The 12,226-nt window shown below is 69.1% G+C and carries 15 protein-coding genes, 1 pseudogene and 1 riboswitch; of the genes and pseudogenes, 8 read left to right on the forward strand and 8 right to left on the reverse strand.

The annotated features are described in order from the left end of the window. Positions 1-40: 40 nt before the first annotated feature. Together FNH08_RS30650 and FNH08_RS30655 are read right to left on the reverse strand one after the other, a co-directional pair. A complete protein-coding gene (locus tag FNH08_RS30650; protein WP_322725800.1) occupies positions 41-898 on the reverse strand; it encodes an oxygenase MpaB family protein in 858 nt (285 codons plus the stop codon). Between the two features lie 70 nt (positions 899-968). Next, complete coding sequence (locus FNH08_RS30655; protein WP_152774780.1) at positions 969-1,883, reverse strand: SDR family NAD(P)-dependent oxidoreductase; 915 nt, start codon at positions 1,881-1,883, stop codon at positions 969-971. Positions 1,884-2,073: 190 nt separating this feature from the next. Here FNH08_RS30655 and FNH08_RS30660 point away from each other — a divergent pair, with 190 nt between their 5' ends. From FNH08_RS30660 to FNH08_RS30670, 3 genes and pseudogenes are all read left to right on the forward strand, one after another. Next, on the forward strand, positions 2,074-2,982 hold the full coding sequence (locus FNH08_RS30660; RefSeq protein WP_152774781.1) for a helix-turn-helix transcriptional regulator: 909 nt from the start codon (positions 2,074-2,076) through the stop codon (positions 2,980-2,982). Positions 2,983-3,187: 205 nt separating this feature from the next. Then, complete coding sequence (locus FNH08_RS30665) at positions 3,188-3,463, forward strand: hypothetical protein (RefSeq protein ID WP_152774782.1); 276 nt, start codon at positions 3,188-3,190, stop codon at positions 3,461-3,463. 120 nt (positions 3,464-3,583) lie between these two features. Next, a pseudogene (locus FNH08_RS30670) lies at positions 3,584-3,888 on the forward strand (transposase); the annotation flags it as partial. A 415-nt stretch (positions 3,889-4,303) separates the two neighbouring features. On the opposite strand, the gene FNH08_RS30680 reads toward FNH08_RS30670, so the two are convergent. Next, complete coding sequence (locus tag FNH08_RS30680) at positions 4,304-4,696, reverse strand: nuclear transport factor 2 family protein (RefSeq protein ID WP_152774783.1); 393 nt, start codon at positions 4,694-4,696, stop codon at positions 4,304-4,306. 125 nt (positions 4,697-4,821) lie between these two features. Here FNH08_RS30680 and FNH08_RS30685 point away from each other — a divergent pair, with 125 nt between their 5' ends. Continuing rightward, a complete protein-coding gene (locus tag FNH08_RS30685) occupies positions 4,822-5,397 on the forward strand; it encodes a PadR family transcriptional regulator (RefSeq protein ID WP_152774784.1) in 576 nt (191 codons plus the stop codon). Positions 5,398-5,466: 69 nt separating this feature from the next. Here the strand turns inward: FNH08_RS30685 and FNH08_RS30690 are convergent, their stop codons facing one another. Continuing rightward, entirely contained in the window at positions 5,467-5,769 is a 303-nt protein-coding gene (locus FNH08_RS30690; protein WP_152774785.1) for an ABC transporter permease, read from the reverse strand. A gap of 349 nt (positions 5,770-6,118) precedes the next feature. Further along, complete coding sequence (locus tag FNH08_RS30695; protein ID WP_322725801.1) at positions 6,119-6,925, reverse strand: SGNH/GDSL hydrolase family protein; 807 nt, start codon at positions 6,923-6,925, stop codon at positions 6,119-6,121. Positions 6,926-7,169: 244 nt separating this feature from the next. Between FNH08_RS30695 and FNH08_RS30700 the strand changes: the two genes are divergently transcribed. The 3 genes from FNH08_RS30700 to FNH08_RS51005 all read left to right on the forward strand — a co-directional run bounded on the left by FNH08_RS30700 (position 7,170) and on the right by FNH08_RS51005 (position 8,030). Further along, on the forward strand, positions 7,170-7,358 hold the full coding sequence (locus FNH08_RS30700) for a hypothetical protein (protein WP_152774786.1): 189 nt from the start codon (positions 7,170-7,172) through the stop codon (positions 7,356-7,358). Positions 7,359-7,406: 48 nt separating this feature from the next. Further along, positions 7,407-7,802 carry a hypothetical protein gene (locus FNH08_RS30705; RefSeq protein ID WP_152774787.1) on the forward strand — a complete coding sequence of 132 codons (396 nt, stop codon included), beginning with the start codon at positions 7,407-7,409 and terminating at the stop codon, positions 7,800-7,802. 78 nt (positions 7,803-7,880) lie between these two features. Then, on the forward strand, positions 7,881-8,030 hold the full coding sequence (locus tag FNH08_RS51005) for a hypothetical protein (RefSeq protein ID WP_194238669.1): 150 nt from the start codon (positions 7,881-7,883) through the stop codon (positions 8,028-8,030). 967 nt (positions 8,031-8,997) lie between these two features. On the opposite strand, the gene FNH08_RS30715 is transcribed toward FNH08_RS51005, so the two are convergent. The 3 genes from FNH08_RS30715 to FNH08_RS30725 all read right to left on the reverse strand — a co-directional run bounded on the left by FNH08_RS30715 (position 8,998) and on the right by FNH08_RS30725 (position 11,350). Further along, positions 8,998-10,176 (reverse strand): acyl-CoA dehydrogenase family protein, encoded by a 1,179-nt coding sequence (locus FNH08_RS30715; RefSeq protein ID WP_322725802.1) that lies wholly within the window; start codon positions 10,174-10,176, stop codon positions 8,998-9,000. A gap of 149 nt (positions 10,177-10,325) precedes the next feature. Continuing rightward, positions 10,326-11,090: a CbtA family protein gene (locus FNH08_RS30720; RefSeq protein WP_152774788.1), complete on the reverse strand. Its 765-nt coding sequence runs from the start codon at positions 11,088-11,090 to the stop codon at positions 10,326-10,328. Between the two features lie 26 nt (positions 11,091-11,116). Further along, positions 11,117-11,350 (reverse strand): CbtB domain-containing protein, encoded by a 234-nt coding sequence (locus FNH08_RS30725; protein WP_152774789.1) that lies wholly within the window; start codon positions 11,348-11,350, stop codon positions 11,117-11,119. A gap of 36 nt (positions 11,351-11,386) precedes the next feature. Continuing rightward, a riboswitch (cobalamin riboswitch) is annotated at positions 11,387-11,527 on the reverse strand. A 145-nt stretch (positions 11,528-11,672) separates the two neighbouring features. On the opposite strand from FNH08_RS30725, the gene FNH08_RS30730 reads away from it, so the two are divergent. Then, positions 11,673-12,226: histidine phosphatase family protein (locus FNH08_RS30730; protein WP_152774790.1), on the forward strand; the 554-nt coding region annotated here is incomplete at its 3' end.

Below are 12,226 nucleotides of genomic sequence, written 5' to 3' on the forward strand. Positions count from 1 at the left end.
GTCCGCCCCCGCCCTCCCCTGGCACGTCCAGTATGGCGAGTTATCGCATGACTTTGTACGGTGCCGGGCGCGAGCCCGGACCGAGCCTTCGCATCGCGCGGATGATGTGTTTGGGCGGGAGTTGCCAGCGTAGACGTGCGGGAACGCAGCGCAACAGGGTGCCGGTGAGGCGCAGGCGCCGGGTCACCACGGCCGGGGACGGGGGCTGTCTGCCGTACAGCTCGTGGGCGTACGGCGGCAGGGCGGCGTACGCCAGGTTCGCCACGCGCCGCCACAGCAGGGCGCGCGCCGGTACGAGCAACGGGTGCGTGGGGGGCGTGCGCAGGAAGTCGTCCACCTCGCGTGCCTCGGTCCCGGCGGCCAGCTCCGGCAGCACCTTCTCGAAGTAGGCGGCCAGCTCGTCCTGATCGCCCGGGACCTCGTCGGGGTCCAGGCCCACCAGTGCGGCGGCGACGCGGTGTTCGGCGATGTAGCGGTCGGCGGCGGCGTCCGTGAAGGGGAACCCAGAACGCCGCGCCACGTTCAGGTAGGAGTCGATCTCCGCGCAGTGCACCCACAGCAGCAGGCCGGGCTCGTCGACCGGATACCTCTCCCCCGTGTCCGGGTCGGTCGCCGACAGCTTGCTGTGGATCTTCCGTATCCGGGCGCCCGCGTGCTCCGCGGCCTCGGCGGTGCCGTAGGTGATCGTGCCGACGAAGTTAGCGGTCCGCATCAGCCGGCCCCAGGCGTCTCGCCGAAAGTCGGAGTTCTGCATGACGCCGCGCACCGTGCGCGGGTGGAGTGCCTGAAGGTACAGCGCGCGGATGCCGGCGATCCACATCATCGGGTCGCCGTGCACCTGCCAGGTCACCGAGTCCGGCCCGAAGAACCCCTGGTCACCTGTTCGATCAGCATCCACGGAGTCAGTGTGACCGAGCCGGGTAGTTGACACCAGTGAGCGTCCCTGACCTGCGGTGATACCTGGCGGCTCACACCGCGGTGAACCGTTCCGCGGCATCCCAGAGGCTGCCTTCGCGCTGCGGGTCGTAGGACTCCTTCGACGAGCGGTCCACACGGCCTCGGTCGACGTAGGATCCGGTCGGCGCCTCGGTCGTGCCGAGGACGACGTCGGCGAGATAACGGCCCGCGGTGTCGCGGCTGGTGGCGAACGGGGTGAGGGACACCACCGGCAGGATGTGCCGCATCGCGAACCGGGAGACAGGTCCCGCGTTGCGGGCGAGACCGGTACCCGGGACGAAGCCCGGGTTGTAGGCGACGACATCGATCCCGGCCGGCAGGCGGCGCGCGTACTCGTGCACGAGGTAGATGGCGGCCAGTTTGCTGGTCGAGTACGCGGTGCGCCCTGCGGCCACGGTGTCCGGCTTGGGGAAGGCGCCGGTGCGGGCGAGGATGTCCGGGCGCTTCCAGGCCGGGCCGGGCACCATGCCCAGGTTGTGCTTGAAGTCGCCGAAGTGGGTGTCGCTGGCGGTGATCACGATCCGGGCGGCACCGGCGAAGCGGTCCTGGAGCAGGCGCACGAACACGTGGTTGGCGAGCACGTTGACCGTGAAGGTGGACTCGAAGCCGTCGGGTCCCTCGGTGAGCGCGTTCGTGTACTGCACGCCTGCGTTGCCCACGATGCCGCGCAGCGGCGGCAGTTCACCGCCGTCGAGCCGGTCGCGGATCTCGGTGGCGGCCGAGCGGACGCTCTCCAGCGAGCCGAGGTCCGCCGAGACGTGCGAGACCGTGTACCCGCTCGTGGAGAGTTCCGCGGCGAGCTGTGCGCCGGAGGATCCGCGGGCGACGACGAGGAGGTGCGCCTCGGGCGACCGGCGCAGGATGTGCTCCGCGGCGACGCGGCCGATCCCGCGGCTCGCACCCGTCATCACGATGGTGTGCTTCATGGAAGGCTCCTCACACAGGGATCAGCCGATACACCTGGATTCACCGATACACCGGGGATCAGCCGATGGTGCACGGCTCGGGTACGGGCTCCACACTCACCGCGTGCACCGCCCCCGACCAGTGCCGTCCCCGTCACCAGGACTGGCAGTACCCAGGCTCGCCCGGCGCCGCGCGGGGAGAATGAACCCCATGGCTTCCTCCGGCTCCGGCTCCGACTTCGCCGCACTCCTGCGCGCCTGGCGCGACCGTCTCTCCCCGGCCGACGCCGGCTTCACCGTCACGGACCGCCGTCGCGCCCCGGGACTGCGCCGCGAGGAGCTCGCTCAGCTGGCCGGGCTCTCGGTCGACTACCTTCTGCGCCTGGAACAGGGACGCGCGAGGAACCCCTCGCCGCAGATCGTCGGCGCCCTCGCCCGAGCCCTTCAGCTCTCCCGTGCCGAACGCGACCAGTTGTACCGAAGCGCCGGGCTCCTGCCGCCGCGGGACGGAACCGTCAGCGCCCATGTGCCCCCGGGCATCCAGCGACTCGCGGCGCGCCTCGGTGACCTCCCGATCGGCGTGTTCACCGCCGACTGGACCTTGGTGTGGTGGAACACCATGTGGAGCGCCCTGTTCGGCGATCCGGCCGTCGTCCCGGCCCCCGAACGCAATCTCGCCCGTGCGCTCTTCGGCAACGGCCCGGCCCGCGGCTCGATGCTCTCCGTCCGCTCCGAGCGCGGACCGGACGCCTTCGCCGCGTCGATCGTCGCCGACCTCAAGGACGCCGTGTCCCGCTATCCCGAGGACACCCAGCTCGATCGTCTCGTGCGGGAACTGCGAGGAACGTCCGACGCGTTCGCTCGTCACTGGACCACGGAGACGTCCGCCGCCCAGCACACGACTGATCGCAAGACGATCCGGCATCCGGAGATCGGCGACATCCTGCTCGACTGCGACGTCCTCATCGTCCCCGGCGCCGACCTGCGCATGGTCACCTACACGGCGGCGACCGGAAGCGACGGCGCCGGGAAACTGGAGCTTCTCCGCGTCACAGGTGGTCGTGGCGCCACCACTCCCCCGCCACTGTCGGTCGCGGACCGATGTGACCGGGCTCGCTAGTTGGCACCAGGCCACGTTCACGACCTGCACTGATGCCAAGTAGCTTCAGCGGCCGGAGCCGCAGAATCAGCGAAACAGTTGGCACTTTAATACAGCGCAGGTCATGAGGGGTGTGTCGCCATAGCGGGGCCAGAGATCTTCCGCGGCGACAGCCTTGATAGGAACGCGGCAGCCACATCGCCGTGTTCCTGCGAGGCGAGAAGCTGTGCTGGACAGCAAGCCGTACCGCTCGCGCCAGTATGCGCAGCTTCGTGGACACCAGCCGTCGGGAATGGTCGAGCAACCGGCGTTCCAGCGCGGCGCCGGGGCCTTGGGCGTCACGGACGACGGTGAGGTTGAGAAGCCTCCGTCCGAACGCATCGCTGCCTACGTCGCCGCGCTCCTTGAGCGGTGGTGCGACATCACCGAGGATGCGGGAGAGACCTCGCCCTGGTCGAGCGATCCTCTGATCGGCAATGCAAGTGGCCCGGTCACCTACTAGGCGATACCAACGAAGGCGAGAAAGTGTTCGGCCTTACCCTCGTAGCGGCGGTGGAGGCGTCGGCAGCCGGGATACCGTTCTCTCGACCACCCAGCGACGCACAGCCGTCTGACCAGGTAAGTCAAGGCTGTGGTGGAGGAGTTGGCGGGCCGGGCGGGATCTCGTTTGCTGGCGATACTCGCGGCGGGTCTGCTTGCCACGCGGCCCTGCGCGCCCTGCTGCGCATCCCGTTGCCCACCGGGCGGACGCCTCGCGTGATCGGCGTCGACGACTTCGCTCTGCGCCAGCGGCACCGCTATGCCAGCGTGGTGGTCGACGCCGAGACCCATGAGCGGATCGACGTGCTGCCCGACCGCACCGCCGACACGCTGGAAGCTTGGCTGCGCGAGCATCCGGGCGTCGAGGTCGTGTGCCGTGATGGCTCCCGTCACATCCCTGGCGAGCGCGAAGAAGCGCTCGACGCGGGCGCGGTTGCTGGGGAAGGCGTCCTCCAGGGCGTCCACGGCGCCGGCCCAGTCGGCGGGCAGGGTCACATCGTGCCGGCCGGGTACCACGGCGCGATACAGGTCGTACTCCTGGACGAACCACAGTGAGTCAGCGACGCCCAGCTTCTCGAACAGCCCGCGCAGCGTGTACGGCTGGACTTCCGAACCGACTCCGGACAGCTGGTGCAGCGCCGTCTCGAACTCGAAGCGGCCTCGTCGAAAGGAGGTGGCACAGCCGCCGGGGACGTTGTGGCGCTCCGCCACGAGGTTCGCAGTCCCAGCGTCGGAAGGTGGCGGCGGTCGGTCCGGCGTTGCCCCGCGCCGATGACCACCGCATCGAAGTCCGTCGTCGTGGTTACTGTTCGGCGGCCTCTCGGGCGATCTGCTCGAACTGGGCGCCCATGGCCTCGCCGAGTGCCTGGGCGGCGGAGAGCGGGCGCACCATCACCGTGAACTCGTCGATCTTCCCGTCGTCGTCGAAGTGCAGGAAGTCGCATCCCTGGAGCTGCTTGCCGGCGACGGTGGCGGTGAAGACGAAGGCGTGATCGCGGCCGTCGGAATTGGCGATCTCACGGATGTAGGTGAAGTCCTCGAAGACCCGGAGCACGCCGCGCAGGATCGCCGCGGTGATCGCCTTGCCCGGGTACGGCTTGAAGGCGACGGGGCTGGTGAAGACGACGTCGTCGGCCAGCAGAGCGGCCACGGCGTCCAGGTCGCCGCTCTCGACGGCCTTGCGGAAGGGATGCATGAGCCCACCTTTGATACTCAGAAGTATGAATAGGTGTGTTGGAGATTAGAGGGCCCGTTAGGGCTTGTCTACAGGAAAAGGGTAACTATTAGTCACCTTGTTGATTAGTCTGCTAGCGTGCATCCATGGCTTTGCGGAACGCGGTGATGGCCGCGCTGTTGGAGGGCGAGGCGTCCGGGTACGACCTCGCGAAGGCGTTCGACGCGACGGTCGCCAACTTCTGGATGTCGACGCCTCAGCAGCTCTACCGGGAGCTGGATCGCATGGAGGCCGAAGGACTCGTCACGGCCCGCGTCGTCGAGCAGAAGCGCCGCCCCAACAAGCGACTGTTCTCCCTGACGGAGGCCGGGCGGAAGGCCGTCCACGCCTACACCGCCGAGCCCTTGGGTAAACCGGCGGTGATCCGGGACGAGTTGCTTGTCAAGGTGCAGTGCCTGGACGCGGGCGACATGGAAGCGGTCCGGACCGCCGTCACCGAGCGCATGGAGTGGGCCACCGCCAAGCTGGCCCGCTACGAGCGGCTCCGGCAGCGCCTGCTCGACGGGCGCTCCGAGGAGGCCTACTTCGCCGAGGCCGAGCGCATCGGCCCGTATCTCACCCTGCTGCGCGGGATGTCGTTCGAGCGGGAGAACCTCCAGTGGGGGGACATGGCGCTGCGCAGGCTCGAACAGCGCACGGCCGCGCTCCGGGCCGACGGCTGACTGCGGCGGTCCACCCACGCGGTTACTCAACAAAGTGAGGAGCTGGAGGGTCGTGAGCAGCCCGGCCTCTCAGGGGTCGTCGGTCTGTGTCCGAGCGAGGACCTGCTGCGGCTCCTTGTCGGCGGGATCGCGATGCAGTCGCTTGCGGTCGTAGAACCGGGTCACGCCGAAGCCGAAGAGGCACGCGACCGCGAGTCCCAAGCCCAGGATCACCCAGCCTCGGGGCAGTCCGGCGTCGCCCTGGGCGTCGTAGTAGAGGATGGAGCGGACGACGCCGGTGATCTGACGCAGGGGCTGGAACTCGCCGAGGGCGCGGTGCAAGCCGGGGAGTGCCTGGAGGGGGACCGTGGCGCCGGACGTCGGTACCACCATGGCGAAGTAGAAGATCGTGATGAACAGCCATCCCCGGCATGAGCGTGCTGCTGAGGGCCCAGGGTCTGGACCCGAGTCGCCCACAGTAGCGGGCTGTGGATCCGCAGCGTGCCCATGTCGCTGCGGGTGTGGCCGAGGGCGTGGTCCACCTGGCCGCTGATGACATTGGCGGCGAGCATGCCGCAGACGACGAGGACGAGCGAGCAGGAGAGGCACTCAGGCCCAGGCCGCTGTGGGAGAGCGGAGGCCCGTCACTACGCGAAAGGACGGATGTCACTCATTTCCAGCTCCCGTCCGGTGAAGAGCAGTTCAGCACCAGGAGCCGACGACGTCGTCGCAAGCCGGAGCATCACACCGATGGGGAGGTGTCCCCAGCGGAAGCGGCCACCGGAAGCAGTACCGGCCGCTTGGCCTGGCGGCCGTCGCCGGAGGAGCGGCCACGCAGGCGGCGGCCGACCCAAGGGCCGAGGAAAGTGCCGGTCCAGCGCACTTCGGCACCCACGGTCCTCCAGACCGAGATGTCCGTCCCCTCGGCCGGAAGGGGAAGGGTCCACTTGTCGTCGCTGCCCGGCAGACCGAGCGCCTGGGCCACGGCAGCCGCGATGCGCGCGTGTCCCAGCGGGCCGGCGTGCAGCCGGTCAGCACTCCACAACCGCGGATCGGTCGCCGCCGCGTGCGCGGCCGTCTCCGCCACCACCACGCCGTGGCGGTCGGCGGCCTCCCGGATGCGCGCGTTGAGTGCGAGAACACGGCGACCGATCGGACGGGCCAACGGCGTGATACGCCCGACATCGGGAAACATGAGGGTCGCGACGGTGGCGCCCTGCGCTGTGAGGGCGGCGAACATCGCCTCAACATGGCCGACCACCTCGTCGAGGTCGCAGCCCGGGCGCAACGCATCGTTGACCCCAGCCACCACGGTGGCGAGGTCGGGCCGCATCGCGAGAGCCGGAGCCAGCTGCTCGGCGCGCACCTGACCGGCCTTACGGCCGCGCACCGCGAGGTTGGCGTAGAGCAGGCCGGGACTGTGGCGGGCGACCTGCTCGGCGAGCCGGTCCGCCCAGCCCCGAAGACCACAGATGTCGTCGCCGTCCCCGAGCCCCTCGGTATGACTGTCGCCCAGGGCGACATAGCGCAGATACCCACTGCTCGACACGGGGCCGACCGCCTCTCGTCAACGCTTGCTGATAGACGTGGCACAACGGCCATCGCTAACCAACTAGGCACCTAGTCTCATTGTTGAATATGAGGATAGCCGCGGGCTCACCTTCCTGCAAAGTGACGCCGCTCAGGCAGGTGCTGAGGCCGTCGAGGGCGATCCACCGCCGCAGTCCACCGCCTTGGTCCCGCGCCGGGCCTCACCGCCCCTTCCCTCTTCAGACCTGAGCACCGACCACGGTGTGCGCCGGCAACTGAGCGCCTGGGTCTTCAACGGCATGCACGCCGAGGACGCGGTCGGCTTCACCACCGCCCGCCGTTTCGCGCCGAACCGCCCGTACCGGGTCACCTTCAACGGTGGCGTCCACGGCCCGGGCGACAGCGCCTACTGCCAGGCCGCCTTACCCCCGGCTCACCTCCGGCTCTCATAAGGCGGACGCCTAGCCCTACGGTCCGGGCAAGAAGAGCCCCTGCCCTTGATGGAGATCGTCCGCGACACGATCCGCGAGGACCTCGACGACGAATTCCCGAAGCTCACCATCGAGGTCATCGGCCGCCGCCGGGCCGTACTCGTCCGGTTCGGCGACCCGGTCACGCCGGGGCAGGCCGACTTCACGGCGGGCGTGATGACCGCGCTCCCGCACCCATCGGGCCGTGGGCTGTACATCCCGAACACGAAGATCGCGTACCAGTGGGACCGTGCCGACCCTGTCACCCACACCCGGACGGTGCTCCAGGCCATCGACGACACCAACGTCGTCTTCGCCCGCGCCGTCCGGCTTCTGAAGCACTGGAACGGCACCCACAGCAAGCCCATGCGCTCTGGAACATCAAGGCCCTCTGCCTCAACTGCCTCGACGGGCCCATGCCGCTGATCAACGCGCTACAGGGCTTCTTCACCTACGCGGCGGACAAAATCGACATGGGCCGGACGCCCGTTCAGCGCGCAGCACGTGCTGCACCCGGTCCTCCCAGAACTCGTGCCCGACGCGGACGGCACGCAGGAGGAAGCCGATCGACTCGCGAGGACCGTCCGCTCGGGCGGTACGGTCGCCACCGGACTCGGGCTCACTATCAGACTCGTCACCCCCACCCGCGCCTAGGAGCCTGAGGCCATGCCGGCCTGGTACGGGGACCTGCCCATCTGGTGGGCCCCACTTGAACGGGACGCCCGGCGACACTTCGGTGACACCCTCCGTCACACGTACCGCCGCGACTCACTGACGTACGAGCTCACCGGACTCGATGTCATAGGCGAACCCGACCCGGTCGACGTCCGAATCCGGTTCTACGAGGATCCGCCCTACTCCGCCTACGGCCAGAAGCCGGAGGACTTCCCTCGGGTCCGCGCCAGGCCCGGAGCCCCCCTCGAAGCACCGGTACTCGTTCGACGACGCCCTCTGCCTCTGGTATCCGCTCGCCCCGGAAGAGCAGCGGTGGACAAGTTCCAAAGGGCTGCTGGACCTCATCGAGATTGTCCGCACACACTTGTCCCTCGAACACTACTGGCGGCTCACCGGCGGTGAGCAGGGCGGCCAGTGGCTGATAGAGGATGCCCCTCACGGCATCCCGGGGAGCGACGTGTGCAGGTCTTCTCGGCGGCACAAACGACGGACACAGCTGGACGTGAGCCCGGACCGCTGGGCTGATCGTCCCGTTCATCGCCCTTTTCGGCGCCTACCTGGCCTACGCCCTCAACCAACGGGCCGTACGAAGGGAGCACCGGGCCAAGACCTTCGCCGAAGCGACGAGGTCAGCAAGTCTGCTGGCACGAATGGCCTTCCACCAGGCATGGCTCCAGATCGAGGCCACAACCGTCGCGGGCCTTAACCAATCCTCGTGGCCACGGCGCGAGCGGAGGCCGGCGTGCGGATGAGCCTCGCCTGGCAGCAGCCACCGATCGGCACAGACAGCGGCATGAACCTTGGAGTCCCGTACCCCCGGGACCGATCGGAAGCGGCCCGAGCTGGATGCATCGAAGTGATGCGCCGTCACCTCTGAGAAGTGGCGGTGATCTTGATGCCAACCATCCCTCTTTTGTGCCAACTAAGAATCCTCGTCACACACGAGCTAACGTCGCACCCGCGGCATCCCCAGACCGATCCACGAGATGATCTCGCGCTGGATCTCGTTGTTGCCGCCTCCGAAGGTGAAGATCACGGCCGAGCGGTAGCCGCGTTCCAGTTCGCCGTGGAGGACGGCGCCCGCGGAGCCCTCTTTCAGGGCGCCGGCCGTGGCGACGACCTCCATGAGCCAGGCGTAGGCGTCACGGCGTGCCTCGGAGCCGTAGACCTTGACGGCGGAGGCGTCCTGCGGGGTGAGGGTGCCCTCCTGGACGGCGTTCACCATCCGCCAGTTGAGCAGCTTCATCGCGTCGAGCTTCGTGTGCGTCTGGGCGAGGCGGCGGCGCACCCAGGGCAGGTCGATGACGCGGCGGCCGTCGGCGAGCTTCGTCTCCATCGCCCAGCGCTGCACGTTGTGGAGGGAGCGGATCGCCATGGTGCCGTGGGCGGCGAGGGTCACGCGTTCGTGGTTGAGCTGGTTGGTGATCAGCCGCCAGCCCTTGTTCTCCTCGCCGACGCGGCGGGAGACCGGGACGCGGATGTTCTCGTAGTAACTGGCGGTGGTGTCGTGGGAGGCGAGGGTGTTGATCAAGGTGCAGGAGTAGCCGGGGTCGGAGGTGGGGACGAGGAGCATCGTGATGCCCTTGTGGGGCGGGGCGTCCGGGTCGGTGCGCACGGCCAGCCACACCCAGTCCGCGGTGTCGCCGTTCGTCGTCCAGATCTTCTGCCCGTTGACGACGTACTCGTCGCCCTCCCGTACCGCGCGGGTCTTCAGCGCGGCCAGGTCCGTGCCCGCCTCCGGCTCGCTGTAGCCGATCGCGAAGTCGATCTCGCCGGAGAGGATGCGCGGCAGGAAGTACGCCTTCTGCTCCTCGCTGCCGAACTGCATGATCGTCGGGCCGACCGTGTTGAGGGCCATCAGGGGCAGCGGGACGCCGGCCTGGGCCGCCTCGTCGAAGAAGATGAACTGTTCCATGGGGGTCAGCCCGCGTCCGCCGTACTCCTCCGGCCAGCCGACTCCGAGCCAGCCGTCCGTGCCGAGGCGCCGGATCGTCTCGCGGTAGAACCGCTTCTGCGCGGCCGGTTCGCCGTACCGGGCGTACGCGTTGTCCGGGACCAACTCGGCGAAGTAGGCGCGCAGTTCGGTGCGCAGCCGCTGCTGCTCGGGCGTGTATTCCAGATGCACGGCGCCTCCTGGCTCCCCAAGGCCGGACCTGACGGCGCACACCGTAGAACGTGTTCCAGAAATTGGGAACAACGAAGGACAGGCAGGTCCATGCGAAAGGCCCCCGGCTCGGCGACCGGGGGCCTTCCTTCGCTCAACCGCTCAGCGACTCAGTGCGGGACGGGAGTCGCCTGGGTGGCGGTTCCCCTGCTCTCGGCCGCCGCGTGCGGAGCCAGGAGACGCTCCGCCAGGAGCCCGAAGACCAGGCCGTACGCGGTCCACAGGGTCACCTGGACGGCGAGGGCGGCCAGCCGGTACTGCCACAGCAGCGTGGCCGGGAAGTCCGCCGGGGCCTCGTTGAACGACGGCAGGAAGGCGTACGCCAGGCCGACGACGAGGACGAAGAACGCGCCCGCCGCGACGGTGGCGTTCCAGTTGCCCAGGCGTGGCGCGAGGCGCTTGCCCAGGATCACGGTCCCGACGGCCAGCAGCACGCTGAGCACGACCATCAGGAAGTACAGCGTGGTGCGCTGGTCGAGGGTGTCGGGGTTGCCCACGGCGGGCGGATTGGCGGGGTACTTCAAGAACGGAACCACATAGACCGCGACCAGCCCGGCCACCGCCAGGAGCAGCGCGCTCGCGCGCGGCCCGAAGCGGCCGATCCGGCCCAGCGCGAAGCAGTACGCGAGGGCCGCGATGCCGCCGAACGCGACCCCGTACACGAGGACGCCGGTGGACAGACCCGCCGTGGACTGCAGGGTGCGGCTGACGAGTTCCTCGCCGCCGTGTTCGTGGGAGTGGGCCTCCTCGAACGCGATCGCCTGGTCGACGCGTGGTTCGCCCAGGACGTAGGCGACGACAAGGGCGAGCAGGCCCGCGGCGAGTCCCGCGAGCATGCCGCGCACCAGGAGGTTCCTGACCGTTGCGGAGTTCATCGGCTCGTACGCTTCCTCGTTCGCTGTCAGTGGCAGGGGAAGCCGAGCAGGTGGCGGGCGTCGTGCACCCATTCGTGGACGCCCTCGCCGGAGACGAGAGAGGTGGCGCCCTGTTCGGCGCCGACGAAGTAGAGAAGGACCAGCATCAGGATGCCGACGAAGACCGCCCAGGGGGCGACCGCGCTGATCGGCAGCTTGGCCGGGACGGCCGTGGGGGCGGCGGGGGTAACGGTCGGGTGAGCGACGGCGGGCTGCGCCATGGCAGGACCTCCTGGGGGAACTCGCGTCCCATCTCGGTGGTGCACAGGACGACGGCCACGGGTCTGACTTGCCCGTCCCTCACCGCACTTGGAGGGTGCGGATCGCGCTGGGCTTACAGTGGCGCGACCGTGCCGGATTCCCACCGGCTTCCGTCGACCGTCGTCAATATCGACGAGAAGGTACCGCGAAGTGAGGTTCCGGCCAAGGGCGCACGGATGGCGCACGGCGTGCGGGTGAGCTGGTCACATCGCCGTGTGATGGTCATGTCCCGGACAGGACAAGGGGATTGGGCGCGAAAGTGACCGCATCGGGAGGGCGCGAATGACGAGCCGAGTGATGTTGATCTCACCCGCGGTGAACGCGGCGCTGCGGGAGGCCCGCTTCGACGACGGGTGCTCGCTCGACCCGGCCGGGGTGCGGGCGGCGAGTGCGGCGGCGGGCACGCTGAAGTCTGCGGACCGGGCCTGGGTCTCCCCCACGGTCCGCTGCCGTGAGACCGCTGCCGCGCTCGGGGTGGCTTGTGAGGAGGCGCCCGCGTTGGCCGGTCTGGACGTGGGGCGTTGGCGCGGGGCGACTCTCACCGAGGTGAGCACGGACGAGCCCGAGGCGGTGGGTCGTTGGCTGGCCGATCCGGAGTCCGTGCCGCATGGCGGCGAATCGGTGCGGGCTCTGTGCGACCGGGCGGCGCTGTGGCTGGACATGGCCGCGCGCGACGACGGCCGGGTCGTCGCCGTCGTCGAGCCCGAACTCGTACGGGGTGTGGTGGTGCGGGTGCTGGGGGCGCCGGAGTCCGCGTTCTGGCGTGTGGATGTGCCGCCGCTGACGGCCACCGAGCTGAGTGGGCGTGTGGGGCGGTGGAATGTCCGGGTGGGGAG

The sequence above is a fragment of the Streptomyces spongiae genome (genome assembly GCF_009377185.1).
GTDB classification, from domain to species: domain Bacteria; phylum Actinomycetota; class Actinomycetes; order Streptomycetales; family Streptomycetaceae; genus Streptomyces; species Streptomyces spongiae.